The following is a 26,402-nucleotide window of genomic DNA, read 5'->3' as shown; positions in this document are numbered from 1 at the left end:
CGCCCCGAGGTCATCCCTGCGGCGGCGCGGCGGAGCACCACCTCCACCCCCCTCCTACGCCGTCGGGCCGTCCTCGTTCCGCCGGTGTGCACGACGGAAAGCAGCGCGACGATGAGCAACAACAGCAGAGGGCTGCAGGCGAATGTCCTCGGCACGTTCGACACGGTGGTGATGGCGGTCGCGGGCAGCGCCCCCGCGTACTCGATCGCCGCCACCACGGCGGTCCTCGCCGGCGCGGTGGGCCTGGCCGGCCCGGCGGCCCTGCTGTACTGCGCGATACCGATGCTGGGCATCGCGCTGGCGTTCAGCTATCTGAGCCGGATCGACGTCAACGCGGGCGCCAGCTACTCCTGGGTGGGGCGCACGCTGCACCCCTTCCTGGGTTTCGTCAGCGGCTGGGCGCTGGTGATGTCGGCGACGATCTTCATGGTGGCGGGGTCGCTGCCCGCCGGGTCGATGACGCTCGCCCTGTTCGACGACGGCCTCGCCGACAACACGGCGTTGTCGACCCTCGTGGGCGCCGGCTGGTTCCTGCTGATGCTCGGCGTGGTGCTCGGCGGCGCCCGGCTCACGGTGCGGGCGCAGCTCGTCATGTCGGGCGTGGAGCTGGGGATCCTGGCGCTGTTCGCGGTGCTGGCCTTCCTCCACACGGGCCACGCCCGGGTGTTCGACTGGTCCTGGCTCGGGTTCGGCCAGTTCGACGGGGTGTCCGGCTTCGCGGCGGGCGCGCTGGTCGCCGCGTTCTACTACTGGGGCTGGGACGTCACCAGCAACCTCAGCGAGGAGACCCGCGACAGCCGCCGTACGACCGGCCTCGCGGGCCTGATCGGGGTCGGCATCGTCTTCCTGCTCTTCGAGGTGTTCACCATCGCGGTGAACGTCATCCTGAGCTCCCGGCAGATCGAGGAGAACGGCGCGAACGTGCTGGCGGTGCTCGGCGAGGAGGTGTGGCCGGGCTGGGGCGGCAAGCTGCTGATCGTCGCCGTGCTGCTGTCCACCGTCGCCACCCTGGAGACCACCCTCATCCAGGTCACGCGCTCCCTGTTCGCGATGGGCCGCGACCGGACGATGCCGTCCGCGCTGGGCCGGGTGCACCGCACCTGGAACACGCCGTGGGTCGCCATCGCCGTGGTCGGCGCGGTGGCGCTGGGGATGTTCGTCGCGTCCAACGCGCTGGGCTCGGTGGGCGAGATCCTCTCCGACGCGATCTCGGCGATCGGGCTGCAGATCGCCGTCTACTACGGTCTCGCGGGTCTCGCCGTCGTCGTCGCCTACCGCAAGAGGCTGCTGAGGTCGCCGTCCGACTTCCTCTTCGGCGGGCTGTGGCCGCTGTGCGGCGCGCTGTTCATGTTCTGGATCTTCGTCGAGTCGCTCGGCGAGCTGAGCTCCACGGCGATCGCGATCGGCCTCGGCGGGCTCGGGGTGGGACTGGTGCCGATGCTCTGGTACTGGCGGCAGGGCAGCGACTACTACCGTCCGGCCCGGCTGGACGCCTCGCGGACGGTCGAGGCCGACTCCGTGCCCGAGGGCCACGCACCCGTCCACTCCCCCGCCCACGAGGGTCTCCCCACCGACTTCTAGAGGGGACCTCCCTTGGCGCGAGACCGTTTCGCCCCCGACTTCGACCCCGACTGCGGGGACGAGCCCCTCTCCTCCGCCCGGCAGGACATCGTCATCGGCCGCTGGCAGGGCCTGCGGGCCCTGCTGCGGGACACCGGCCCCGACTGGCTCGCCCGCGGGCACCGGGTCCGGCTGCTCGCGCAGGGCTGCGCGGGCAGTTCGACGGTGGAGTCGTGGCTGGCGGCCGAGCCGCACAGCGCCGACGCGCTGGCGCTGCGGGCCGCCACGGAGACCGCCCGCGCGTTCAACCTGGCCATCACCGCGGGCCGGGGCGTGCCGATCGACCAGCACCGCATCGACACCGCGGTGCTGGCCTGCCTGGCGGCGGCCGACGCGTATCCCGAGGACCCGACGCCGTGGGTCTCGCTGATCTCGGTGGCGCGGCTGTATCCGTCGGGCGTGCGCCGGCAGGAACTGGCCCGCTGGTGGGACGAGTTGCACCAGCGGGACCCGTACAGCATGGAGGGCCACCTCCAGGTGCTGCACTACTACTCGGCCCGCTGGCACGGCACGCACGGCCTGATGTACGACTTCGCCCGCGACGCCGCCGGCGTGGCCCCGCCGGGCTGCGCGCTGCCGGTGCTGGTGCAGTACGCGCGGGTCGAGGAGTACCGCTACGGCCTCGAAGCGGCGCAGGGCCACTCCACGACGGTGGGCCTGGGCCGGCACTGGACCCACGACGGCGCCCTCGGCGACCTCCGCCGCACCTGGGAACGCTGGATCATGGACCGCCCGGAGACCGAGATCGCTCCCGGAGAGCTGCGCGACCTCAACTACCTGGCGCACGCGGCCTGTTCGGCGGGCGCGGCCGACATGGCGGGCCCCCTGCTGCGGATGCTGGGGCAGCGGGCCACACGGACGCCGTGGTCGTACACCGGGGACCCGGCGCAGCAGATCACGCGGTGGCGGAAGGAGTGGGGCCTGCAGGCCTGACCACGAGGATGTTCACGGCTGGGGCGGCGCTGCGGCCGGCACATCGGCGGCCGGGGCGAAACCCGCCTCCGTCAGGACGGTCGCCGCGACCCCGCGGCCGACCTGGGCCAGGCCGAGGAGCAGGTCGTCGCAGTCGATGACGGCGGAGCCGTTCTGCTCGCTGCGGGCTTCCGCCAGGGCGATCGCCTTGCGGGAGTAGGGCGTCCACGCGATGCGCTCGGCGGCCTGGGAGGCGCCGAGGGTGAGCCGCTCGCCCACGCCGCGGTGGACGTCCCGCGGTGAGACGCCCGCGGACTCCAGGAGGCGGGTCGCGCTGTTCTCCTCCACGGTCAGGCCCCACAGCAGGTGCTCGGTGCCGATGTAGTTGTTGCGGTGGGCGACGGCGGCCTGCTTCACGTGGGCCATCGCCGCACGGAGGGCGTCGGACATGGTCTCCGGGCCGTAGCGCTTGTGGGGGGCGTGGAACCGCTGCTGGACCGCCTGCCGGGTGACGCCGAGCGCCGCGCCGATGTCGGTCCACGAGCAGCCGTGCATCCGGCAGTGCTCGACGTAGTCCTCCACCAAGTCGTCTGCCAGGGACTGGAGTTGGCCCGCGAGACCGGCGGCGGTGGTCAACAGGGCGAGCCAGTCGGGCTGTTCCTGCCCGCCGGGCCGGTGGGCGGTGGCGCAGGTGCGGTCGACTTCTGCGATGAGTTCGTCCAGATCGGGTAGGGCCATGAGGCAAGTACGCCTTGACAGTTGGGAATTGTCAAGGCGTACTTGCCTCTTCAGTCGTCGGCCGGCCCGGCGAGCCCCGCCGTCCCGCCCGGGAGGTTTCCGTGCCCGGAGTCCCGTGTCACGGCGCCGCGTTCGGTCCGTCGGGCCGGCTGCGGCGCTGCTCGGTCATCTCGCGGCTCAGTTCCTCCGTCTCCGCCTCGGGCAGCCGCTCGAAGCCGTCCTCGGTGATGACCGAGACGATGGGGAAGATACGGCGGTTGATGTCCGGGCCGCCGGTCGCGGAGTCGTCGTCCGCCGCGTCCCACAGCGCCTGGAGGGCGGCGAGTGCGGCCTCGCGCCGGTCCATGCCCCTGCGGAACAGCTTCTTCAACGCGCCCCGGGCGTACGGGGATCCGGAGCCCTCGGCGTGGAAGTCCCGTTTCTCGTACAGGCCGCCGGCGACGTCGAAGCTGAAGATGCGGCCGCGGTCGCCCTCGGGGGCGGAGGCGTCGTATCCGGTGAGGAGGGGGACGACGGCGAGGCCCTGCATGGCCTGGCCGAGGTTCTGGCGGATCAGGCCGGCCAGTCGGCGCGCCTTCGCGTTGAGGGTCATCGGGGTGCCCTCGATCTTCTCGAAGTGCGCCAGCTCGACCTGGTAGAGCTTCACCATGTCCAGGGCGAGTCCGACGGTGCCGGCGAAGGCGACGGCCGTGTGGTCGTCGGCGGGGTGCACCTTCTCCAGGTCGCGCTGGGCGATGAGGTTGCCCATGGTGGCCCTGCGGTCGCCGGCGATCAGTACGCCGTCTCGGTAGGCGAGGGCGAGGACGGTGGTGCCGTGCGGCACCTGCTCGGGCGCGGCCCGTACGCCGTCGGGGAGGATCCGGCGCGTGCTGAGCAGCTCCGGGCGGTGTACCGCCAGGAACTCGGTGAAGGACGAGGTGCCCGGGGTGAAGAACTCCTCCGCCAGCCGCCCGCCGTTCTCGTTCCACGTCATGGCACTCCCCCTCGTCTCCCGGTCCGGCACCGGACTCCTACCAGTTGCCGACGGGCGGGAAACGCGGGTTCGGGTCACAGCGCCTTGCGGCGGACGAGGATCCCCAGCACCAGCAGGCCCGGCAGCAGCGGCAGCCACATCGTCAGGAGGCGGTAGCCGAGCACGGCGGAGGCGGCCGTGGCGGCCGGCGCCCCGGCGGCGGCCAGGGCGAGGGCCAGCGCCGCGTCGAGGGAGCCGAGGCCGCCCGGTGTGGGCAGCAGGGCGGCCGCGCTGCTCGCGGCGAGGTAGAGCAGGGCCACCCGGGCCGGGGGCAGGGGCAGCGCGACGGCCCGGCTCACGGCGATCACCACGCACGCGTGCAGCCCGGCGCACGCCGCCGACCCGCCCCACAGGGCGGCCGCCCGCCGTGGCCGGGCGTGGACGGCCCTGACGTCGGCGACCGCGCCGGTCAGGGCCCGTCGGCATCGCGGCCACAGCCGGCCGGCCACCAGGCCGCACACTCCCATCACCGCGACGGCGACGACCGCCCCGCCGCCCCAGTCGGGCGGGATCCGCAAGATCCCCGGACAGGCGGCGGCGAGTACGGCGATCAGGGCGGCGCGCGCCACCCCGCCGGCCGTGGCCTTGACCGCGACGGCGGTCGCCGCGCGCCCCGCCGGCAGTCCGCAGCGCATGAGGAAACGCAGGATGACGGCGCCCGCGCCGAGCCCGGCGGGCAGGAAGTGGTTGGCGGCGGAGGCGGCGAACTGCGCGGCCACGAGCCGGCCCGCGGGCAGCGGCCGCGACACGGCACCCTGCTGGGCGAGGGCCGCGCACAGCCAGGTCCCGCACGCCGCGACCGCGCCGGCGAGCAGCCAGCCCTGGTCGGCGACCGCGAGCCGGAGGGCACCCGACTCCAGCACGGGCCAGTGACGACGAGCCAGGAGGCCGGCGGCCACGAGGACGCCGAGCGTGAGGGCGGTCTGCCAGTAGGCACCCCTTCGCGTCACCGCGACGGTCACCTGCTCGGGCGTCATCCCGGTCCGTTCACGCGGGGTGGGGGCGCGATGTGCAGGTCCAGACCCGCGGAGGGGTGGGTCTTCCAGGCGCGGGCGTACGAGGGCGGCGGGCTGCCCGGCCGGGAGAGCGCGGCGGTCGGGATGCGGCGGGCGGTGCTCAGGATGCCCGCCACGGTGGTGTTGGCGTCGTGGCCGCCCGGGTTGGCCGAGGAGCAGCCGGTGTAGAAGGCGAGGGGGACGGCGTTCGCTCCGGTGAGCAGACAGGGCGGGCGTACGCCCAGGCGGTGCAGTTGCGCGGCGGTGCGGGCCCAGTCGCGGCGGTCGGCGGTGGTGCGGTCCACCGTGCGGTCCAGGACGGCGTACTGCACCGCCAGGTGTCCCGCCAGTCCCAGCGCGAGCACCACGAGTGCGGCCGGGCGCCATCGGCCGCGCGGCGAGGTGACCAGATGGAACAGGGCGTCGGCGACCGGGATCGCGAGCAGGGCGTACGCGGGGAGCAGGAAGCGGGGTGCCGCGTAGCCGATCAGGAACAGGTACGGCACGGCGGCCGTCGTGGCGCAGGCGAGCAGGAGCGCGGTGGGCGCGGTGCGCCGGGCGCGGACCGCGACCGCCAGGCCGACGGCGGCGAGCAGCGGGAGGACGAACCACCAGGCCATGACGGCCGGGTGCGGCAGCGATCCGGTGCACGGGCGGCACAGGGTCCGTCCGATCAGGCTGCGCAGCTGGTCGTCGACGGCGATGTTCCAGCCGAGTCCGCCCTGGATGCGGGATCCCTCGGACAGCCGCCGGGCGAGACCGCCGTGCGCGAGGTGGGCCTCGATCACCCACTGCCCGATGCCCGTCGCGAGCCCCGCCAGCAGGACGAGCGCGGGGCGCGTCCACCGGCCCGCCGCCGCCCGTACCAGCAGCGGCAGGCTGATCCACACGGCGTCGGTGGGCCGCATCCACGCCATCAGCGCGGCGCCCGCCGCGACGCCCCACAGCGCGGCCCGGTCCCGGTGACGGGCGCAGGCCCGCAGGCAGCAGCCGACGCAGGCCAGAGCACCGAGCGCGACCCAGTAGTTGGGCATGGCCGCCGGGCCGTAGAAGAGCGTCACCCACAGGGAGGCGAAGAGGGCGCCGGCGGCGGCCAGGACACGGGCCGGGAAGAAGCCGCGCCAGACGCGCAGCGCCAGGTAGAGGCCGAGGCCGGACAGGAGGGCGAGGTAGACGCGGAGCAGTTCGGTGGAGGTCGACCAGGAGGTGATCGGCGCCACGAGCAGGGAGACGCCCCGGGCGCGCGGCGCGCTGAAGAAGGCCGGCGGCGCCTGGGCGCTCGACTGGCTGACGTAGACGGTCTCGTCCCAGCCGAGGCCGAGGCCGGGGCGGACGAGGACGAGTTGGGCCACGGTGAAGGCGACGGCCACGGCGGCGAGGAGCCATTCGCCGCGTCTCGGCCAGGACAGGCCGGGCACGGTCGCCGACGTGCCTCGTCGCGCCCCGACGAGCAGGGCGTTCGTGCCGTGGGCCATCTCCACCCCTCACCGCGAAACCGGGAAAAAGCCTGGAAAATTATGAAAACCAGGCAAACCTGGAGAACACGGCAAAAGTAACCCGCTTCGAGCGGGAACGCAGGGTGGAGATCGGCCAAGTGTCCGACAGGTCAGGCGATCAGCGGGCGCCCGGGCGGCGGTGCGGGGGCTGCTCGGGTGACGGGCGCCTCGGAGCCGGCGGGACCGGGCGCACGGCCGGGCCGTCGCCGTTGAGGGACACCGGGGCGCCGTGGTGGCTGATCGTCAGCGGCGGGCCGGACAGCAGCGTGTAGGTGGCCTTGTCGGGGCCGACCTCCACGCGCAGCCGGCGGCCGAGGAGTTGGAGGGAGAACGCGAGGCGGCTGAACCTCTCCGGCAGACGGGGTGCGAAGCGCAGGCTGTCGCCGTCGCGGCGCAGCCCGCCGAACCCTGCCACCAGCGCCATCCAGGTACCGGCGAGGGAGGCGATGTGCAACCCGTCGCGGGTGTTGTGCTCCAGGTCCGCCAGGTCCATCAGAGCGGCCTCGGCCGTGTAGTCGTAGGCCAGGCCCAGATGGCCGGCCTGGGCGGCGACGACGGCCTGGCAGCACGCCGACAGGGAGGAGTCGCGGACGGTCAGCGGCTCGTAGTAGGCGAAGTTGCGGGCGATCTGCTCCTCGTCGAAGAAGCCGCCGCAGGTGTACATCGCCAGGACCAGGTCCGCCTGCTTGACGACCTGCTTGCGGTAGAGGTCGAAGTAGGGGAAGTGCAGCAGCAGGGGGTACTGGTCGGGGCGGGTGCCGGCGAAGTCCCAGCGCTGGTAGCGGGTGAAGCCCGCGTGCTGTTCGTGGACGCCGAGTTCGTCGTTGTAGGGGATGTGCACGGCCGCGGCGGCGTCCCGCCAGGCCGCGCTCTCCTCCTCGTCGACGCCGAGCGCGGCGGCCTCCTTCGGATGGCGTTCGGCGACGTCGGCGGCGGCGAGGAGGTTCGCCCGGGCCATCAGGTTGGTGTACGTGTTGTCGTCGGCGACGGCGCTGTACTCGTCGGGGCCGGTGACGCCGTCGATGTGGAAGGTGCCGTGCGCGTCGTGGTGGCCGAGGGAGCGCCACAGGCGGGCGGTCTCCACGAGCAGTTCGACGCCGGTGTCCCGTTCGAAGTCGGTGTCGCCGGTCGCCGCGACGTAGCGGACGACGGCGTCGGCTATGTCGGCGTTGACGTGGAAGGCGGCGGTGCCGGCCGGCCAGTAGGCGGAGCCCTCCGAGCCCTCGATGGTGCGCCAGGGGAACGCGGCGCCGCCCAGGCCGAGTTGGGCGGCGCGCTCACGGGCGGCGTCCAGGGTGTTCCGCCGCCAGCGCAGGGCTTCGGAGACGGCCTCGGGGGCGGTGTAGGTGAGCAGGGGCAGGACGAAGGTCTCGGTGTCCCAGAAGGCATGGCCGTCGTACCCGGAGCCGGTCAGCCCCTTGGCGGGAATGGCGCGTTGTTCGGCGCGGGCGCCGGCCTGGAGGACGTGGAAGAGGGCGAAGCGGACGGCCTGCTGGATCTCCTCGTCGCCGTCGACCTCCACGTCCGCGCGGGCCCAGAAGTCGTCGAGGTAGGCCCGCTGGTCGTCGAGGAGGCCCTGCCAGCCGCTGTGTCCGGCCGCCGCGAGGGCCGCCTCCACCTGGTCGCTCATCGCGGGCCGGGAGCGGGCGCCGGACCAGCCGTGCGCGACGAGTTTCTCCACGCGCAGCGTCTCGCCGGGCTCCAGCACGGAGGTGACGGTCAGCCGGGCCACGTCCGTGTTGCTCTCGCTGGCGGTGGTGGTCCGCTCGGGGCCGGTGACGGTGTGGTCGGCGGCCACGGCGACGCGCAGGCCGCTGCGCTTCGTACGGTGCACCAGCCGCAGGCGGTTGCCGACGGCCACGTCCTCCTCCGGCTCCAGCGGCGACTTCAGCGCCCGGGCCGCACGCGGGTCGCCGTTCGGCTCGGGGAGGCTCTCGTTGGCGACCAGCTCCGACTGGATGACCACCCGGGAGCGGCTGCCGACGGCCTCGACCTCGTAGGCGACGGCGGCGACGGCGCGCTGGGTGAGGGAGACCAGCCGGGTCGAGCGGACCCGGACCGTCGAGCCGGCCGGTGAGGTCCACTCGCAGGTGCGCTCCAGCACGCCCCGGCGCAGGTCCAGGACGCGTTCATGGGACTCCAGCCGTCCGTAGCGCAGATCGAAGGGCTCGTCGTCGACGAGCAGCCGGAGGATCTTGCCGTTGGTGACGTTGATGACGGTCTGGCCGGACTCCGGATAGCCGTAGCCCGCCTCGGCGTAGGGCAGGGGGTGCAGTTCGTGGACGCCGTTGAGGTAGGAGCCGGGCAGGCCGTGGGGTTCGCCCTCGTCGAGGTTGCCGCGCCAGCCGACGTGCCCGTTGGACAGGGCGAACACCGACTCGCTCTGGGCGAGGACGTCGAGGTCGAGACGGGTCTCGCGGACGTACCAGGGCTCGACGGCGTAGGACCGGTCGGTGATCACTCGTTTCCCCCCAGTTCCGCCAGGTCCTTCACGACGACGTCCGCGCCGTGCGCGTACAGGGCGTCGGTCTGCCCCACCCGGTCAACGCCCACGACGTACCCGAAGTGCCCGGCGCGGCCCGCGTCCATCCCGGCCAGCGCGTCCTCGAACACGGCGGCCCGGGACGGCTCGACGCCGAGGTCGCGGGCGGCGGCGAGGAAGGTGTCCGGGTGGGGCTTGCCCGGCAGCCCCCGCTCGACGGCGACCACGCCGTCGATCCGCACCTCGAAGAGGTCCTCGGCGTCGATGGAGCGCAGCACGTCACGGGTGTTGGCGCTGGAGGAGACGATCGCCGTGCGCAGGCCCCGCGCGCGGACGGCCTTCAGATAGCGCAGGGTGCCCTCGTAGGCCTCGACGCCGTCGGTGCGGATCTTCCGCAGCAGCAGCTCGTTCTTGCGGTTGCCGAGGCCGTGGACGGTCTGCGCGTCCGGTGGGTCGTCGGGCCGGCCCTCGGGCAGACGGATGTCGCGGGAGGCGAGGAAGGTGCGGACGCCGTCGGCGCGCGGGCGTCCGTCGACGTACTCGTCGTAGTCGTCCGCGGTGTCGAACGGCCGGAAGTGCTCGCCGTCGCGCTCGCGCAGGAACGCGTCGAACGTCTCCTTCCAGGCGGCCGCGTGCACCACGGCCGTCCGGGTGACGACCCCGTCGAGGTCGAAGAGGCAGGCCTGGATGGTGTCCGGAAGACCGAGCGTCGTCGTCATACAGGTCCCGTTCCCCCGCACCGGGCTGCCCACCGAGTGGCGCGCGCCACACCGACGCACCACATGGTCGGTCAGGGGGGCACGAGGGGTCGGCCGCGCGGAACGGGCGGTCAGTCGTGCGGGAACGAGTGGTGCTCGTGCGCGATGACCCACCGGCCCCGCTGTTTTCGCAGGCCGAACGTCAGCCGCAGCCGGAGCGCGGGCCGCTCGGCCAGCTCCTCCGGTGTGCCGACGCGCAACAACGCGTGCGCGTAGGCGACCTCGGGGCCCGCGGTGACGTCGAGGGTGTCGATCTCGAACAGCGCGCCCTGCGCCTGCCACGCGAAGAACGGCGGCCAGACCGCCCGGTAGGGGCCCAGGCCCCGCAGGCCGTCGTGGGGCGGCGTCACGTAGTACAGGAGGAGGTCCTCGGCGTGGTCGGCGAGCACGGCGTCGAGATCGCCGCGGTGCACGGCGTCCGCCCAGCGCGTGATCAGGGCGCGGATCCGCCTCTCGTCCTCGGACATGTCCGCCTCCTCTCCCGGCTCTCCCGGTCCGGTCGTCTCTCCGCTCTCCCGGTCTCGGGTCCCCTTCCAGCCTGCGACACTCTGCTGTGTGCTCACATTCGACGATCTGCTCCTGCGCGCCCGTTCCCTCGTCGTGGGCGGCCGGCGCGCGCTCCTCGGCATCGCCGGCAGCCCCGGCTCCGGCAAGACGACCCTCGCCGAACACCTCGTCCGGGAGCTGAACGGCACCGGGGAGCCGTGGGTGGCGCACGTCCCGATGGACGGCTTCCACCTGGCGGACGTCGAACTCGACCGGCTCGGCCGCCGCGACCGCAAGGGCGCGCCCGACACCTTCGACGCGGCCGGGTACGCGGCCCTGCTGCGCCGGCTGCGCGAGGAGGCGGACGGCGACGACATCGTGTACGCGCCCGGCTTCGAACGGGTCCTGGAGCAGCCGCTCGCGGGTGCGGTCCCGGTGCCGCCCACGGCCCGGCTGGTCGTGACCGAGGGCAACTACCTGCTCCTGGACACGGGCGCGTGGGCGCGCGTACGACCCGCGCTGGACGAGGTGTGGTTCTGCGAGGCGGACGAGGACGAGCGGGTCCGCCGGCTCGTCGCGCGGCACGAGGAGTTCGGCAAGGGTCACGAGAAAGCGGTGGCCTGGGTCCTGGGCACGGACCAGCGCAACGCGGAGCTGGTGGCGGGCACGCGGGAGCGCGCGGACCTGGTGGTGCGGGACGTCGTAGGGTGGCCGTATGGGGCTGGACATCACCGTACTGGCGCTGGACTGGGCGGAGTTGGAGCGGACGCCGGCGGGTGAGCGGCAGGAGCTGCTGTACGAGGCGGCCGGTCCGCAGGACACCGACCGGGACGCGGAACCCCGGGTGGGCTGGGTGTTCCCCGCCTCGCCGAAGGTGCCGTGGTGCGGCCGCTACGAGTTCCACGGCACCACCGGGTCCTACAAACCGCACTTCTGGATGGGTGACGGCTGGGAGACCGCACGGGAGTTCGCCGATCCCGTGCTGCGGGAGTCCCTCGACGGCTTCCTCCTCCACCTGATCGGGGAAGGGGGCGACCCGCCGGAGTCGGGCCTCTTCCCGTCGGACGCCACGCCCTGGCAGTCGCGCCTGCTGCTCGCCTGTCCGCCCTCCGTGGTACCCGTGATCGCCGCCCACTGGGCCCGCGCGGAGCCCCTGCTCGAGGGCCTGCGCGAGGAGTACGACCGGCACGCGGCGCGCCCCGGCGGCTGGATCGCGGACTTCGACGCCTTCACCGTGCTGTTGCGCGAATGGGCCGTGGTCGTCGACGAGACGGCACGGCGTGGCTGGGGCCTGCTCGGGCTGCCCGTCTGAACACCGCCCACCCTCAACCCCCCTGTCGGTGGGCCCCGTTACTGTCCTCGCCATGAGTGACGGAATCGTGTGGCTGATCGACCTCGAGGGCTGGATGTCCAGCGTCGTGTTCGCGCGGGGCATCACCCCGGCGGAACTCGCCGAACGTATGGGAGGCGCCCCGGACCGGGCGACGGAGCCGATCACCGATGCCGAGGTGTGGCGGCTCGGAGTCACGCAGTGGCGGCCCGCCGCCGACGGGGACGGCGTCGTCCGCGTGGGCATGTCCGGGGAGTGGGCCTTCGCCCTGGAGTACGGCGACTCCACCGGTGGTGACCTGCTCGCGGAGATCTCCCGGGACGGCGTCGAGGTCGTGCGGTACGTGCCCATGCAGGAGCATCCGCCGGCCTCGGTGGACTACGCCCGAGACGGTGTGTTCCTGTGCGGGTTCGGGCTCCGGGAGGAGATGTGGCGCTGGGGGCAGGAACCCGATCTGCTCCTGCCGGACCTCGTCGCGGCCGGAATCCTCGACCGCGACGGGAAGACGTACCTCCCGCCGGAGGACGAGGACTACAAGACCGGTTACCGGCGCACTCTGGGCGTCGTGGAGCGGCGGTTCGGGCTGTCCCTCTCCCCCGCGTACCTCCAGGACGCCCGGCTGCCCGCCTACGCGGTGCGCGGCACCCCGCGGATGACCCTCGACGGCTGACCGTGCGCCCGCTCAGGCCGCGCGCAGCGTCAGCTCCGGCTCGCCGTGGGCGTCGTCGCCGCCGAGCACGGCGGTGAAGGCGTCCGTCCGTACGGTCAGCCCCTCCTCGCCCCGCTCGACGGACACCGTGAGCGGCTCCCGCGAGCCGTAGCGCACGGCGAAGACGTGCAGGTCGTCCGGGGCGTCCGGGGCCGGTCCGGCCTCCAGGGCGGAGGAGCTGACCAGGTGCTTCCAGCCCTCGTCGGGGTTGCCGTAGCCGCGCGGGTCGGCGGCGAGGGCGAAGGCGGCCTGCTCCTGGGTGATCTCCGCGCGGGCGTCGAAGTGGTCCGCGCCCCCGGCGTCGGGGTGGGTCAGCCGCAGGGCGCCGGCGGAGGCCACCGCGCCGTGTGCCGTGCGCCGCACCCGGTCGCCGTCGTCCTCGGCGTACGGCAGGCCGGCCAGCAGATACGGGGTGCCGTCGAGGCGTTCGACGGCCACCGTCGTCCACAGGCCGGTGCCGTCGGTGACGTACAGGGAGCGCACGTACCGCAGGACGTGGTCGCGGCCGACGACCGGCTTGGTGACCAGCTTGGCGGTGAGTCCGTCGGCGCGGACGTCGCGGACGCGGACCTCGCCCATGGGGCGGCACAGCAGGAAGCCGTCGGTGACCGGCCCGAAGCCGTGCTGGCGGCCGACGGCGGCGGGCAGGTAGTAGGTGCCGCCCGCCTCCACCACGGAGGGGGTCATCCGGTCGTCGAAGGCCACCGAGACCGTGCCGGCGCGCAGTTGGTGGCGCACCGGCCGGGTGGCGGGCTCGCGGTGCCAGCGCGTGGCGTCCTGGATCTGCCAGACCAGCATCCAGGCGAAGTGGCCGTCGACCCCGCCGTCCGCCTTGACCGCGTGCCGGGCCCAGCGGCTGTCGCCCCGGTAGCGGCCCAGGTCGGAGCCGATACGGGCGCTGAAGTAGCGCAGCCCGAGGACCGACTCGAAGGCGGAGTGCTGTTCGCTGTAGCGGGGGCCGCCGTTGTCGAAGCCGCCGCCCGTCAGGCGGGCGTCGATGTAGCGGGCGAGCGCGTCGCCGTCCTCCGCGAACACCTCCTCGCCGCTGACCCGGTGGGCCTGGGCGAGGAAGGACAGGGAGATCGGGCCGTAGTTGTTGTCGTAGGCGCCGCCGTGCTCGGGGGGCAGCAGGGCGCCGCGGTCGCGGACACGGTGGGCGCGGATCTCGTCGGTGTAGAGCGACAGCGCCCGCGCGCGGACCCGGGCACCCTCCGGTGGCGTGAGGTGACGGGCCAGCATCAGGCCGCCGACCACGCAGCCGATGGCCTGGTTGCCCGCCTCCTGCGGGTTGAAGAAGGTCGCCTCGGTCAGCCAGCGCCAGTAGCCGCGGGCCACCTCCAGCAGTTCGGCCCGCTGGTCGTCGTCGACCAGGCCGTCCGCGGTGTCGAGGACGTTCACCGCCTGCAGCAGCGCCCACACCGTGCTGGGCCAGTCGCCGATGGGGTGCGCGCCGGCCTCGAGGACGTAGCGGGCGTACGGCAGGCCCGAGTCGCGCACCTTCAGGTTCGGGTAGCCGGGGTTGTCCTCCCGGTAGACCCGCTCACGCAGGTGGAAGGCGAGGCTGCGGCGTACCGCCTCCGGCAGGCGCGGGTCCTTGGTGCGCTGCCAGGCGAGGGCGAGCAGGGAGGTGATGCCGAGTGAGGTGTCGCCGATGTCGTCGACGCAGTCGGGGTGTTCGAGACCGCCCTCGGGCGTCAGCCGGGCCAGGGCCTGCTCGGTGACGTCGGCGAGGACGGCGTCGTACGCCTCGGGGGTGTCCGGGAGGTCGTGCAGCGGGCCGCGCTGGTGCGGGAGGTGCACGGGAGGGGACGTGAGGTGCACGGGGGTCAGCCCTTCATGCCTGAGATGGCCATGGCGTTGGCGCGGGTCGTCGGAGTCACAGGACAGGTGCGGGCCGGCGGGCGCGCAGTGCGACGGTCAGTGTGTGCGGGCCGGACCCACCGATGTAGACGCGGTTCCCGGTCGTCGCGTCGGTGCCGCCCACCACGGTGTAGTCCTGACCCGGGTCGTACCGCAGTACGTCGCTCCGGTCCGGCCCGGCCAGCGGTTCGCCTGCCTCGACGTCGGCCTCGATCCGGATCTCGTCGTCACCGACCCGGTAGGTCATCGGCCCGGTCGTCAGGCACCAGCGCCCGTCGCCGATCGCTACGGCGCCCTCCGGCACGCCGCCCGGCCGGAAGGTCAGTTCGAGGGCCCAGGGCACCCGTGGTCCGCTGATGTCGATCCGCAGGTCGGCACCGTCCTCCTTCAGGTCCACCTCGACGCGGGTCGTGTGGGAGACCTCGTCCCGAGGCCGGTCCGGGAAGGCCATCGCGGCCGAGAAGCGTCCCTCGTCCGCCATCCGGTAGCCGCCGTCGTCCCGGCGCCGGCCCGGCGGGAGCGGCTGGTAGTAGGCGGCCGTGAGGGTTTCGGTGAGCCGGTACCGGTGGTCGGCGGGCTGTCGCATGGTGGCGGCGCGGAACGGGCCCAGGTCGAAGAACCCGCGCGAGAGACGGACCGCGTCGAGGACGGCGTCGCCGGCGAACAGACGCAGGAAGGTGGGGTTGCAGGCGAGGCCCGAGCGGATGCGCCGGTGCTCGGGCACGTCGGAGCCGCCGTAGACCACCGTGTGCGCGGTGGCCGAGGCGCGTGCGGCGAGGCGCGCGGTGGTGAGGTACCGGTCGCGCGGAAGTGTCTGAGCGGCCGGTGCCGGCAGGACGCGGCACAGGTCCGGGGTGAGGAGGGTCTCGGCGAGCAGGCCGGGGTCGTCTATGCCGCCGGCGGCCGCCAGCCGCGCCGCCCGGCTGAAGTCGCCCCGGCCGGTGCGGATCGCGAGCAGCCGGTAGTGCGGCAGGTAGGGGGCCAGCGGGAACGGGTGTCTCTGGTCCTGCCGTCGCGAGTGGAGGGTCTCCACCGTGCCGTCCGGCCTGATGAGGTCCAGGGTGGTGGCGAGGTTGCGTTCGACGGCGTCCTGCAGGTCGGCGCGGTCGAGCACGTCGGCCAGCAGCAGCAGCGACGGGTTGGTCACGTGGGACGCGTAGACGGCGCTGCGTTCCGAGTACAGGCCCTCCGCGTCGATGTCGACGCCCTCGGAGAGCCACTCCTCGACGCGGTCGAGCAGCCGGTCGTCGGGGAACGACCGGTGCAGCCGGGCCAGCGCCGCGCACAGCTCCCAGCGGTGGTTCGGGGTGTGCACCCCACCGGTCAGGAGACTGCCGGAGGCGGCGCCGGCGATCTCGGCGAGCGCGGCCGTGACGTCGTGCAGTTCTGGTCCCGCGCCGGCGGCGAGGACGTGCGCGTCGCACACGTCGTTGACGGTGAACGCGGAGTCCGGCGGTGACTGCACGTTGTCGCCGCCGGCGAAGAGGCCGGTGGTGGTCTGCGCGGCCCGCAGGGCCCGGAGGTGGTTCGTCGCGGCGGCGACGGCCTGGCCGCTGCCGTGCAGTGCCGAGTCCGGGGAACGGTAGGCGGCGACCAGAGTCCTCACCCGCCGTGCCAGGACGCGGTGGGTCACACCGGAGAGATCCTCGTCCGGGCCGTCCGCCAGGGGGACGGCCGACCGGTCGGCGGCACGGGCCACCGACCGGACGAACTCGTGGTCGAGCGGGGTGGGCAAGGTCAGTCCTTCAGTCCGGCGTTGATGTCGGCGTTCATGACGTACCGCTGGAACACCAGGAAGACGGCGATCAGCGGGATCATGGAGATGACCGAACCGCCGAGCAGCACCGACCAGTTGATGTTCTGCGCCCCGACGAGGCTCTGGATGCCGATCTGCACGGTGAACTTGTCGGGGTCGTTGAGCATCAGAAGCGGCCAGATGTAGTCGTTCCACCGCCACTGGAACGACAGGATGGCGAGCGTCAGCATGATGGGCCGGGAGATCGGCACCATGATCCGCAGGAAGATCGACAGTTCGCGAGCGCCGTCGATGCGGGCGGCCTCGATGAGCTCGTTGGGGACCGTCAGGAAGAACTGGCGGAACATGAAGCATCCGGTCGCGGTGAGCACGGCCGGGAGGATGATGCCGCCGAAGGAGTTGTAGAGGCCGAGGTCGCGGACGACCAGGAACTCCGGGGCGAGCATGACCTCGGACGGCAGCATCGTGGTGGCCAGGATGCAGAGGAAGAACACCTTGAGCCACTTGTTGTCGTACTTGGCCAGCGCGTACCCCGTGCAGCAGCTGGCTCCCACCGTGAGGATCGTCGTGATCACGCACACGATGGTCGTGTTGATGAAGTACTGGGAGAAGTTGGCGCTGTCCCACGCCGCCTTGTAACCCGACAGGGTGGGGTTGTGCGGAAGCACTGTCAGCGGAAGGGAGAACAGGTCTCCCGCCGGCTTGAAGGAGCTGAGGACGAACCACAGCACCGGCAGACCGTAGAGGGCCGCCAGGATCCACAGCAGTGTCGTCGCGGACACCACCCCTCGGAGCCCACCGGTGCCCGCTCTGCGGGGCCGCTTCTTGGAAACGGCCCGTCCGGGACCGGCGTCGACCGGGCGGGGAAGGTCTGTGGTTGTCATCGGTTCTCCATCCGCCGGTTGACGATCAGCTGGATGATCGCGACGGCCATCAGGATGAGCATGAGCACGAACGACGCGGCGCTCGCGTAGCCGATCTGGCCCGTTTTGAAGCCGGTTTGATAGATGTACTGGACGAGCAGGTTGTTCGACGTTCCCGGTCCGCCGTTGTTGAGGGCGAGGAAGAGCGGGTATTCCTTCATCGCGTTGATCGTGTTGAGCAGGATCACGATGAAGGAGGTGGGCGCGATGCTCGGCAGGGTGATGCTCATGAACTGGCGCCAGGGGCCCGCCCCGTCGAGCGAGGCGGCCTCGTAGTAGGACACCGGCACGTTCTTGATCGCGGCGATGAACAGCAGCATCGAGAAGGCCGTTCCCCACCAGGCGCCCGCCATGACCACCACGCCCAGCGACAGGTCCGCGTTCGACTGCCACGCGATCGCGTTCCCGCCGAGCTTCTCGATGACGTAGTTGATCAGTCCGAAGTTCTCACCGAACAGCCACCGCCACAGGACACCCACGACGATGGGCGAGATGAGCCACGGGACGAAGAAGATGACACGGGCGACCGACGCGCCCTTGGCCTGCTTGCTCACCACCAGGTTGGCGACGAGCAGCGAGAGCACGAAGTTCAGCGGCACGACGAGCACGGTGTACAGCAGCGTCCGGGACAGCGCGTCGTAGAAGGTGGAGTCCCCGAACAGGTTGCTGTAGTTGTCCAGTCCGACGAACTGGAACGCCCCCACACCCGTGTAGTTCGTGAAGGAGTAGACGAGCCCGATCACCGCCGGCCAGACGAAGAACAGCGAGAAGAGCACGACGTTGGCCGCGATGAGGACGAGCGGCGCAAGGGTGTACTTACTGCGTCTCCTGGGCGGGCTCACGGACACGTCCGAGGCGCGTTTTGTCATCTTCCTGACTCCGTGCTGGTGGAATGGGTTCCTGTGGGGGCTCACGCCATGAGCCCGGCCTCACATGGGCGCCAGGGCCGGACGGTGGGATCGAGACCCGGCCGCCCGGCCCTGTGGCCCACGATCAGCCGCCGACCTGCTGGTTGTAGCCGGCCACGATGTTCTCCAGGGCCTTGTCGGCCGACTGCTGGCCGTTGATCGCCTTGCCGAGCTCCGTCTTGGTCGGGTCCTCGGTGAGGCTCTTGCCCTTCAGCACCCAGTTCGTCTGCGCGGTGTTGAAGTAGCCGGAGATCGGGGCGTAGAGCGGGATCGACTCGTTGTACAGCTTGAACGCCGCCTGCGCCGCCTCGGAGGTGAAGGGGTACTTCGGGTTCAGACCGCTCTCGACCGGCAGGAACCCGGACGCCTCGCACAGCGCCTGGTAGTGGGCCGGCTCGTACAGCCAGGACAGGAACTTCTTCGCGGCGGCGGCCGCGTCGGCGTTGTTGTTGAAGCCCACCGTCATGCCGCCGCTGTTGACGTCGCTGGCCTGCACCGGCTGGGCGGGAGTCGGGACGCTCGCCCACTCGAACTTCTTGATGCTCTCCGCGAAGGCGGGAACCTGCCACACGCCGGACCAGTAGGCGACCACGTCACCGCTCTGGAACATGGCGGACGGGTCGGCGCCGCTGGTCCACACCGACTTCGGCATGGTCTTGTCGTCGTTCCATCCGACGAAGGTGTTCACGGCCTTCTTGGTCGCCGCGTCCACCGAGAACTTGCCGGAGGAGTCCGCGTGGACGTACTTCCCGCCCATCTCGTACACCATGGCGCGCAGCCGGGACGGCGACTGGTCGAACGTCAGGGAGTACTTGGCCTTGGTCTTCTCCCGGACCGTGTTCGCCGCCTTGATGAAGTCGGTCCAGGTCCAGGTCTTCTGGGGCGAGGTGGGGAAGGAGACGCCGGCCTTCTCGAACAGCGTCTTGTTGATGAACATGCCGGACGCGGTGACGTCCGAGGGGATGGACAGCACCTTCCCGGACGAGTCCTTGGCGAGGAAGTTGGCGTTGATGTTGTTGCTCTTGTTGTTGGCGATGGAGCTCAGGTCGATCAGCTTGTTCGACCAGATCGGGTCCAGCGCCGGCACGGCCGCCACGTCGGGCAGGGAGTTCGCCTGCGCGGCGTTGTGCAGCTTCGTCGTGTAGCCGTCGTAGGGGATGTTGACGAGCTTGACGTCGACGCCGGTTTCCTTCTTGTACTGCGCCACCATCTTCTTCCAGCCCGCGTCCTGTCCCGGAACCGTGGAGATCCAGAACGTCAGCGACTTGGAGGTCCCGCCCGAGTCGGATCCACCTCCGCAGGCGGAGAGCAGAAGGGCACCTGCCGTGGCCACGGCAGCGAGGGGAGCCAGGCGGCGTATGCCGCCGCGGCCGAGTCGGCGGGAGCGCCGCACACCCACAGTGGTCATCTTCGATCCCTTTTTCGTCGTAGGGGACGGAGCACGGCGCCGATCGAGGCGGCACGGGTGCATTTTGCAGGAAATTTCGCTTTCCGGGGGCGCGGCCTCGCCCGGCCGCGTCGCTCCTGACGGGTGGGATCCCCGGCCATGAGGGCCGTCGTCGCACAAGCACGCCCTCGTGCGGCTGCCGTACTTCGCGTACGGGCGGGATGCTCAACCCAAGTCGGCGTCCCGGCCGACTTAGAAAGCGCTTGTCCGGACATTGGCAGACCGAGTCGGAGGCCGTCAATCCTTGGGCCGCGCGGCCTCGGTCACGGTTTGGACTCCCCGGGCGACCGCGAGCCGTGCGGCACCGGCGACGGTGCCGGAATCCCCGACCGTACTGCTGACCACCTCGGTGGGCCAGCTCAGTCTGGCCAGCTCGGCCCGCACACCGGGCAGGAGCTGCGGATCCGCGCCCGTGCCGCCTCCCAGCACGATCAGGCCCGGGTCCAGCACGGCGGTCACGGCGGCGGCGAGACGGCCCACGTCGGCGGCGTGGCGGCCGACGACCGCGCGAGCCGTGGCCCGGCCCTGTCCGGCGAGGGCGAAGAGCCGCTCGGTGGTGCGCGGACACGGGCCGTCGGCGGCCTCCCAGGCGTCCTTGGCCCGGCGCAGCAGGGAGCGGGCGCCGATGTACTCCTCCAGGGCCTCCCGGCGCGGCTCACGGCCCTCGTCCCAGGGGTAGGGCAGCCGGGCCAGCTCTCCGGCGGCCCCGTTGGAGCCGCGCAGCACCTCGCCGCCGACGACGATGCCGAGACCGATGCCGACGCCGATCCGCAGATAGCCGAAGGTGTGGCGGCCGCGGGCGGCGCCCTCGTGCAGCTCGGCCAGGGCGGCGCAGTTGACGTTGTTCTCGAGGTGGACGGGCACGCCCGGGGGCAGCGCGACGGCCACGGCATCGAAGACCGGACCGGCCTTGGCGGTGGCGGGGCGCATCCCGCTGCCCTGCCGGTCCCGCGCGGTGACGTCACCGACGGCGACCACGATGGTGCGCAGCGGAACGCCCTCGGGCAGCGCGGCCAGCGCCTCGCGCACGGCGTCGGCGGCGTCCCTGCGGGAGGCGGTGGCCTCGGCCAGCAGGGTGCCGTCCAGGGCGCAGCCGCGGACCCGGGTCAGGGCGGGGCCGAGGTCGACGGCGAGCACGGCACCGGCGGCCGGCCCGAGACGGTAGACGGCCGCGGAGCGCCCGGTGCCGCTGGACGCGGTGCCGGAGTGCGCGGCGAGGCGGGCGTTCTCCAGTTCCGCCACGGCGGCGGACACGGTCGGTTTGGACAGCCCCGCCAGGCTCGCGAGCTGCGGCCGGGTGGCACTGCCCGCCCGGGCCAGCACGGCGAAGACCGCGCTCGCGCTCTCGGTCAGGCGGGGGGCTTCCGCCACGTCGTGTTCCACAGTTTCCCCCACACGGGTACAGGGCCGCGCACCCGGCCGATCGGTTCGGCGGGCTGCGGCGATGGGATGCGACGAGGGCGCGCTGTCCCGTCCCGTGGCGGCCCGGACGGGCGGCCTCGGTGGTCGAGTGCGCGACGGCTCTTGACGCACTGTACTTCGTTAGTTAACTTCCTAACGAACTTCACGGTACTCGCCTGCCGTGCCTCGTCAGAAGCCCGTCCCGGGGCTTCCCTAGTTCACGGAAAAACCCGCACATCCCCAGGTCACGGTTGGCCCGCCGTCGCAGTGGGGGCCTGCCCTCCGGATCGTGCCGGACGTCACGGGCCCTCGCATGCACTCCCCCTCAGGGGGACCCAAGCGGCGCTCGGAGCCGGCCTGATCCGAAGGACAGGCCCCGGCGCAACGACGAAAGAGGATCCGTGCAGGACTCTCCCCCTTCGTGCCCCCTCGTGGTCGGTGTCGACGTGGGTGGTACCAAGACGCATCTGCGCGCGCTCGCGGGCGGCGACGTCGTGGCCGACCACGTCCGCGCCAGCAGCGGATGGCGGCCGCACGACCCGGCCGCCGCCGCGCGCTGGCTGGCCCGACTCGTGCACGAGGCCCTGCCTCCCGGCGCACGCCCCGCCGCGCTCGCCGTGGGGGCACACGCCTGTGAGACACCACGGCAGTGCGCGGAGATCCGTACCGCCGTTCGAGAACTTCTCGGCGTGCCCGCGCACATCGTGGGCGACGCCGAACTCCTGGTGCCCGCCGCCGGACTGGACAAGGGCGCCGGGCTGGTCGCCGGCACCGGCTCGGTCGCGGTCGGTCTGCTGCCCGACGGCACACCGGTGCAGGTGGGCGGCTGGGGCGCGGTCCTCGGCGACGAGGGCGGCGCCGCCGGGCTCGTCCGGGAGGCGGCCCGCGCCGTATGGGCCGCGCACGATCGCGGGGAGGAGCCGGACGCCCTCGCCCTCGGTCTGCTCGCCGCGCTCGGCGTGCCGGAGGTGCCCGCGCTCGGCGCGGCGCTGGAGGCCGCCTCGGACGTCTCCGCCGAGTGGGGCCGGCACGCCCCTGCCGTCTTCGCGGCCGCCGCCGACGGCTCGCTCCTCGCCCGTGCCGTGATCGCCGAGGCGGGCGAGGCGCTCGCCGCGCTCGTCGCCCGGCTCGCCGCCCGCGGCGCCGCGGTGGACGACGTCGTCGTGGCGGGCGGCACGGTGCTCGGCCAGCCCGCCCTGTACGAGGCGTTCGCCGCCGCGCTCGCCGCCGCCGTGCCGGGCGCACGGCCCCGGCCGCTGCGCGTCCCGCCGGTGGAGGGCGCGGTGGCTCTCGCGAGGACGCTGCTGTGAGGCGTTCCGGGGGCCCCGGACCCCTTCAGCCGTGGCACGCCTTACGCCCGCCGAGCCCTCGCCGGCACCCCACCGGGCACGAAGACACAGCCGAGGCACCGTCTGCCGGTGGCCGGGGCGGTGGCCCTCGCACGAGCGCCGCCGAGACGGATTCCGGGGGCGGCATACCCGTGAGGCAGCCGTCGGGCACGCCACGGACGCCACGCTCCAGCCGACACCCCGCGAGGCACGCAGGCATGGCCCAGGCACCTTCCGCCGTCGGCCGGGGCGGTGGCCCTCGCACGAGCGCCGCCGAGACGGATTCCGGGGGCCGCGGACCCCTGGTCACCCCGCGGCGCGGGTCCCGGTCGCCCGCCTCTGGCCACGGCCTCCGTCACGCGCCTGAAGGCGACGGCCTTCTCGCACACCGGCGCCCCTCCGGCCGGCCCGACGCTCCAGCAGCCGCCGTACCACGCGAGTGGGTCGTGGTGGTGCTGCGCAGCCCGTCGCTCAGGACTGCACAGCCGAGTTCCACTCTCACCGACAGGCAGCACTGCGCCCGACTGACGACGGGCTCGCCGCGCCGGTACGACCCCGACGGTCCCACCCGCGGCAGGCGCACTCGGGAAGCGTTCGCGATCACCCACAGGCCGCGGGCCCCCGTTCACCCTCGAGACACGTCACGGTCGCCGAGTCCTCGCCGATGGGACACGACTCGGCCGTAGATCTTCGCTCGTACGCACCGTTCGGCTCACTGCTCGTCAGAAACCGTCAGAGTCGCACCTCGCACCACATCGCACGTCCCCCCGTGGCCGCACGGCCGAAGAACTCAAGAGAGGCACATCCATGCCGTCACCCGCCGGGCACCGCACTCACTCGGCCGTGAACAGGAGGGGCTTCCTGAAGGCCTCCCTGGGCGGTTCCGCCGCACTGGTCGCCGCGCCGACCCTCGTCTCCTGGCTGGGCGCCGCCGACGCGAAGGCCGCCACGGCCGCCGCCGCGTTCGTCGACGACTACAAGACGAACGTCCTGACGAACCTCACGCCCGAGACCAACGCCGTGGTGCGGATCCTCGGCGGCATGGCCGAGGTCTGGAAGACGGGCTCCGCCTGGAACACCGGGACGCCGCTGAGGCCCGACGTCCTGCGCGCCAACATGCGCTACTGCGCCCGCGTCACCTCCGCCCGCACGGAGGCGCAGGCCAAGGAGGCCTTCGTCTACGACCGCCAGCATCAGAGCTACGCGATGATCGCCGCCCTGGGCCCGCTCGCCGACCTCTACAAGGCGGGCGCCAAGGCGGTCACCTCGATCACCAGCGCCCCGGACACCACGCCACCGACGACGATCAGCGACGCCGTGCCCGCCGGCGCCCCGGCCGGTTCCGCGATCGGCGCGGGCTCGTACACCTCTGACCTCGGCCAGGTCGCCAAGCTGGTCGACACCGTGCGTGGCCCGTTCGCCTCCGGCAACCCCGGCAAGTACGCCTTCCAGTACCCGCGCCCGTGGCGCATGAACGAGGACAGCGAGGTCGTCGACACCGGCAGGACCGACGCGCTCGGCTATCCGGTGTACGACTCCAAGGTGGTCGTCGTCACGCAGTTGCTGCGTCAGCGCAGCACCTCCCCCGTCGACGACGGCGGCTTCCCCAGCGGGCACACCAACGCCTTCCACCTGGCGGCCCTGGCGTTCGCTTACGCGGTGCCCGAGCGGTTCCAGGAGCTGGTGACTCGCGCGTTCGAGCTCAGCCACACCCGGATCGTCTCCGGCATGCACTCCACGGTCGACGTCATGGGCGGCCGCATCATGGCCACCGCGCTCGCCGCGGCCACGCTCGCCGACCCGGCCAACGCCGAGCTCAAGAAGGCGGCGCGGGCGCAGGCCCTGGCGTACTTCACGGGGCAGACCGGCACGACGGCCGACACCCTGTTCTCGTACGCCCACCCCGCCGCGGGCGATCCGTACGCCGACCGGCGCGCCAACGCCCGTGCCGTCGAGCCGCGTCTCACCTACGTGCTCACCCGGGAGGGCCGCAACCAGCCGCTGACCGTGCCCAAGGGCGCGGAGGTGCTGCTGGAGACCCGGCTGCCGTACCTGGACGCGGCCCAGCGCCGGGAGGTGCTGCGCACGACGGCGCTGCCCGCCGGGTACGTGCTGCTGGACGGCTTCGAGCAGTGGGGCCGCCTCAACCTGTTCGCGGCGGCGGACGGCTACGGCTCCTTCGACTCCGACGTGACGGTCACGCTGGACGCGGCGGCCGGCGGCTTCCACGCGGCAGACGCCTGGCGCAACGACATCGACGGGCGGGGCGGTCTGACGAAGAAGGGCACCGGCACGCTCACGCTGACCGGGCACAACCGGTACACGGGCGGGACCGCGGTGGAGGACGGCGTCCTGGTGTCGGCCTCGGCCCACGCGCTGGGCCACGGTGACGTACGGGTCCTGGGCGGGACCGTGCGGATCGACGAACCGGTGCAGGTGCACGGCGTGTTCGCGCAGGAGGCCGGCACGCTGGAGCCGACGCTGCGCGCGGGCCGGCACAAGGCGGTCCTGACCGTGACGCGCCGGGTCGTGCTGGGCAGGGGCAGCGTGCTGTCGCTGCGCCTCGACGACGAGAAGCCCCCGGCCGCCGGGAGCGTTGTCCGCGTGATCGGCGCCCCGGCCCTGCGCGGCCAGTTCGACCGCGTCGAGCTGAACTCCGACACGCTGCGGGCCGTACCCGTCTACACGGCAGACGGTCTGTCGGTACGACTCCTGAAGCGGTAACGCCCTCGGGGCGGGAGCCGACGGCGGAGCGGGCTCAGAGGCCTGTTCCGCCGCCGGCTCCCGCGACCGCCCCGGCGGTGTCATCGCGGGGCGGACGATGACGAGCACCTTCTCCCCGGCCCACGGCCTCATGGGCGCCGTCCCTCCTCGGTGCCCCACGCGCGCTCCCCGGTGCCGCACGCGTGCCCCTCGCTGTCCCACGCCCCCTCCTCGGTGCCCCCACACCGTTCCTGACGTCACCCCCGTACCGGCGGTAGGCGCAGGTACGCGCTCTCGGGGCACCGGGTCCGGCACGGTCCGTGGGCTATGTTGAGTTTCGTGGGAGACAAAGGAGGAGGACCGGTGCCATCGCCTCAACAGGCACGCGCACAGGCGACCACGATCACCTCGGGCAAGACCGCTCCGGAGGCGGAGGTGTCCCCGACCACCCGGCTCCGGGCGCTCTTCGACGGGCCCCACCTGTCGCCGGGGCAGCGGCGGATCGCCCAGTACCTGATCGAGCACATCACCGAGGCCGCGTTCCTGTCGATCACCGATCTCGCCGACCGCGTCGGCGTGAGCCAGCCCTCGGTGACCCGGTTCGCGGCCGCGGTGGGGTTCAGCGGTTACCCGGCGCTGCGGGAGAAGCTCCAGTCGATCACGCTCGGCACGCTGGCCGGCGGGCCGGCACCGGCCGAGGTGAACCGGAGCAACGAGCTCCAGGCGGCGGTCGACGCGGAGATCGAGAACCTGGAGAACCTGCGCCGGGACTTCGCCGACCCCGACCAGGTCATCGACATCGGCCGGCAGCTGTCGGCCTCGACCCCGCTGACCATCCTGGGCCTGCGCATCTCGGCCTCGCTGGCCGAGTACTTCGCCTACGCCGCGCGCCGCATCCACCCGGACGTCCGGCTGGTGACGCGAGGCGGCAGCGTCGCGTACGACGCGCTGCTGCAGTCCCGGGAGGCGGGCGGGACATGGGTGCTGGCCTTCTCGATGCCCCGGCACGCGCAGGAGACGCTCACCGCGGTGCGGGTCGCGCGCAGTGCCGGTCTCCGGGTGGCGCTGGTGACGGATCTGGCGCTGGGCCCGATGGCCGACGAGGCCGACGTCACCTTCGCCACCGGCACCGGCTCCCGTCTGGTCTTCGACTCCTACGCCGCCCCCGGAGTGATGGCCGCCGCGCTGCTCCAGGCCATGACGGACGCCGGCCCGGAGCGCACCCAGGCCCGCCTGGAGGAGTACGAACAGATAGCAGAGCAGCATCAGTTCTTTCTGCGGGAGTAGCTCCCGAGCCGAGCCCGGCACCGCTCCCCGCACCCCCCGTCACAAAAACGCACAGACGGACTATTCTCGGCATTTCACGCATGAATGTTTTCATACGTCTTGCAAAGGCGTCGGCATATATAAATACTGCTCACGGCCGCACCCGCCCACCAAGGGCTCGAGTACGGGCACCCGAAGCCGCCGTTCCCTACCCACGTCGGCGCCCAGGGTGTCCGGGGCCTCGCCGGCGCGAGGGCCCGTGGCGGCCCCGG

At 72.6% G+C, this 26,402-nt stretch carries 21 protein-coding genes; 8 read left to right on the top strand and 13 right to left on the bottom strand.

From position 1 onward, the window contains the following. Window positions 1–111 precede the first annotated feature (111 nt). Both ACPT94_RS37640 and ACPT94_RS37635 read left to right on the top strand, forming a co-directional pair. The gene (locus ACPT94_RS37640; RefSeq protein ID WP_360342756.1) at window positions 112–1,581 is read left to right on the top strand and encodes an APC family permease; all 1,470 of its coding nucleotides are present in this window, start codon (window positions 112–114) and stop codon (window positions 1,579–1,581) included. Window positions 1,582–1,593: 12 nt separating this feature from the next. Beyond that, window positions 1,594–2,553: a hypothetical protein gene (locus ACPT94_RS37635; protein WP_360342753.1), complete on the top strand. Its 960-nt coding sequence runs from the start codon at window positions 1,594–1,596 to the stop codon at window positions 2,551–2,553. 12 nt (window positions 2,554–2,565) lie between these two features. Here ACPT94_RS37635 and ACPT94_RS37630 read toward each other — a convergent pair whose 3' ends face one another. From ACPT94_RS37630 to ACPT94_RS37600, 7 genes are all read right to left on the bottom strand, one after another. Further along, entirely contained in the window at window positions 2,566–3,270 is a 705-nt protein-coding gene (locus ACPT94_RS37630) for a Clp protease N-terminal domain-containing protein (protein ID WP_425247878.1), read from the bottom strand. Window positions 3,271–3,388: 118 nt separating this feature from the next. Next, complete coding sequence (gene prcB, locus ACPT94_RS37625) at window positions 3,389–4,243, bottom strand: proteasome subunit beta (protein WP_360342747.1); 855 nt, start codon at window positions 4,241–4,243, stop codon at window positions 3,389–3,391. Window positions 4,244–4,317: 74 nt separating this feature from the next. Continuing rightward, window positions 4,318–5,259 carry a lysylphosphatidylglycerol synthase domain-containing protein gene (locus ACPT94_RS37620; protein WP_360342744.1) on the bottom strand — a complete coding sequence of 314 codons (942 nt, stop codon included), beginning with the start codon at window positions 5,257–5,259 and terminating at the stop codon, window positions 4,318–4,320. Beyond that, the gene (locus tag ACPT94_RS37615) at window positions 5,256–6,752 is read right to left on the bottom strand and encodes a hypothetical protein (RefSeq protein ID WP_360342741.1); all 1,497 of its coding nucleotides are present in this window, start codon (window positions 6,750–6,752) and stop codon (window positions 5,256–5,258) included. The genes ACPT94_RS37620 and ACPT94_RS37615 overlap by 4 nt, the downstream gene beginning before the upstream one ends. A gap of 139 nt (window positions 6,753–6,891) precedes the next feature. Continuing rightward, window positions 6,892–9,234: a glycoside hydrolase family 65 protein gene (locus ACPT94_RS37610; RefSeq protein ID WP_425247877.1), complete on the bottom strand. Its 2,343-nt coding sequence runs from the start codon at window positions 9,232–9,234 to the stop codon at window positions 6,892–6,894. Next, the gene (locus ACPT94_RS37605; protein WP_360342735.1) at window positions 9,231–9,974 is read right to left on the bottom strand and encodes a beta-phosphoglucomutase family hydrolase; all 744 of its coding nucleotides are present in this window, start codon (window positions 9,972–9,974) and stop codon (window positions 9,231–9,233) included. Before ACPT94_RS37605 ends, ACPT94_RS37610 begins: the two co-directional genes overlap by 4 nt. Window positions 9,975–10,084: 110 nt before the next feature. Then, window positions 10,085–10,480, bottom strand: coding sequence for a nuclear transport factor 2 family protein (locus ACPT94_RS37600; RefSeq protein WP_360342732.1), 396 nt, complete (start codon window positions 10,478–10,480; stop codon window positions 10,085–10,087). Between the two features lie 88 nt (window positions 10,481–10,568). On the opposite strand from ACPT94_RS37600, the gene ACPT94_RS37595 reads away from it, so the two are divergent. Genes ACPT94_RS37595 through ACPT94_RS37585 form a run of 3 tightly spaced genes read left to right on the top strand, consistent with a single transcriptional unit; the run spans window position 10,569 to window position 12,499 of the window. Continuing rightward, the gene (locus ACPT94_RS37595) at window positions 10,569–11,279 is read left to right on the top strand and encodes a nucleoside/nucleotide kinase family protein (RefSeq protein ID WP_425247876.1); all 711 of its coding nucleotides are present in this window, start codon (window positions 10,569–10,571) and stop codon (window positions 11,277–11,279) included. Next, window positions 11,215–11,811, top strand: coding sequence for a hypothetical protein (locus ACPT94_RS37590; RefSeq protein WP_425247875.1), 597 nt, complete (start codon window positions 11,215–11,217; stop codon window positions 11,809–11,811). The genes ACPT94_RS37595 and ACPT94_RS37590 overlap by 65 nt, the downstream gene beginning before the upstream one ends. A gap of 52 nt (window positions 11,812–11,863) precedes the next feature. After that, window positions 11,864–12,499, top strand: coding sequence for a DUF6461 domain-containing protein (locus ACPT94_RS37585; protein WP_360342723.1), 636 nt, complete (start codon window positions 11,864–11,866; stop codon window positions 12,497–12,499). Window positions 12,500–12,511: 12 nt separating this feature from the next. Here ACPT94_RS37585 and ACPT94_RS37580 read toward each other — a convergent pair whose 3' ends face one another. From ACPT94_RS37580 to ACPT94_RS37555, 6 genes are all read right to left on the bottom strand, one after another. Further along, window positions 12,512–14,338 (bottom strand): hypothetical protein, encoded by a 1,827-nt coding sequence (locus tag ACPT94_RS37580; RefSeq protein ID WP_360342792.1) that lies wholly within the window; start codon window positions 14,336–14,338, stop codon window positions 12,512–12,514. A 76-nt stretch (window positions 14,339–14,414) separates the two neighbouring features. Continuing rightward, on the bottom strand, window positions 14,415–16,133 hold the full coding sequence (locus ACPT94_RS37575; protein WP_360342720.1) for a hypothetical protein: 1,719 nt from the start codon (window positions 16,131–16,133) through the stop codon (window positions 14,415–14,417). A 2-nt stretch (window positions 16,134–16,135) separates the two neighbouring features. Beyond that, window positions 16,136–17,038, bottom strand: a complete 903-nt coding sequence (locus tag ACPT94_RS37570; protein WP_360342717.1) for a carbohydrate ABC transporter permease — start codon at window positions 17,036–17,038, stop codon at window positions 16,136–16,138. Then, window positions 17,035–17,946: a carbohydrate ABC transporter permease gene (locus ACPT94_RS37565; RefSeq protein ID WP_360342715.1), complete on the bottom strand. Its 912-nt coding sequence runs from the start codon at window positions 17,944–17,946 to the stop codon at window positions 17,035–17,037. The genes ACPT94_RS37570 and ACPT94_RS37565 overlap by 4 nt, the downstream gene beginning before the upstream one ends. A gap of 124 nt (window positions 17,947–18,070) precedes the next feature. Beyond that, window positions 18,071–19,393 (bottom strand): extracellular solute-binding protein, encoded by a 1,323-nt coding sequence (locus tag ACPT94_RS37560; RefSeq protein ID WP_360342712.1) that lies wholly within the window; start codon window positions 19,391–19,393, stop codon window positions 18,071–18,073. 276 nt (window positions 19,394–19,669) lie between these two features. Further along, the gene (locus tag ACPT94_RS37555) at window positions 19,670–20,815 is read right to left on the bottom strand and encodes an ROK family transcriptional regulator (RefSeq protein WP_425247403.1); all 1,146 of its coding nucleotides are present in this window, start codon (window positions 20,813–20,815) and stop codon (window positions 19,670–19,672) included. Window positions 20,816–21,234: 419 nt separating this feature from the next. Between ACPT94_RS37555 and ACPT94_RS37550 the strand changes: the two genes are divergently transcribed. The 3 genes from ACPT94_RS37550 (at window position 21,235) to ACPT94_RS37540 (ending at window position 26,151) form a co-directional block, all read left to right on the top strand. Further along, entirely contained in the window at window positions 21,235–22,143 is a 909-nt protein-coding gene (locus ACPT94_RS37550; protein ID WP_360342706.1) for a BadF/BadG/BcrA/BcrD ATPase family protein, read from the top strand. An 825-nt stretch (window positions 22,144–22,968) separates the two neighbouring features. After that, window positions 22,969–24,885 carry a phosphatase PAP2 family protein gene (locus ACPT94_RS37545; RefSeq protein ID WP_425247404.1) on the top strand — a complete coding sequence of 639 codons (1,917 nt, stop codon included), beginning with the start codon at window positions 22,969–22,971 and terminating at the stop codon, window positions 24,883–24,885. A 342-nt stretch (window positions 24,886–25,227) separates the two neighbouring features. Then, on the top strand, window positions 25,228–26,151 hold the full coding sequence (locus ACPT94_RS37540; protein WP_360342700.1) for a MurR/RpiR family transcriptional regulator: 924 nt from the start codon (window positions 25,228–25,230) through the stop codon (window positions 26,149–26,151). Window positions 26,152–26,402: the final 251 nt, after the last annotated feature.

Source organism: Streptomyces aurantiaciflavus, assembly GCF_049808595.1.
Classification (GTDB): domain Bacteria; phylum Actinomycetota; class Actinomycetes; order Streptomycetales; family Streptomycetaceae; genus Streptomyces.
Note: the sequence above shows the minus strand (reverse complement) of the source record. Positions and strands in the feature narration are given on the sequence as shown.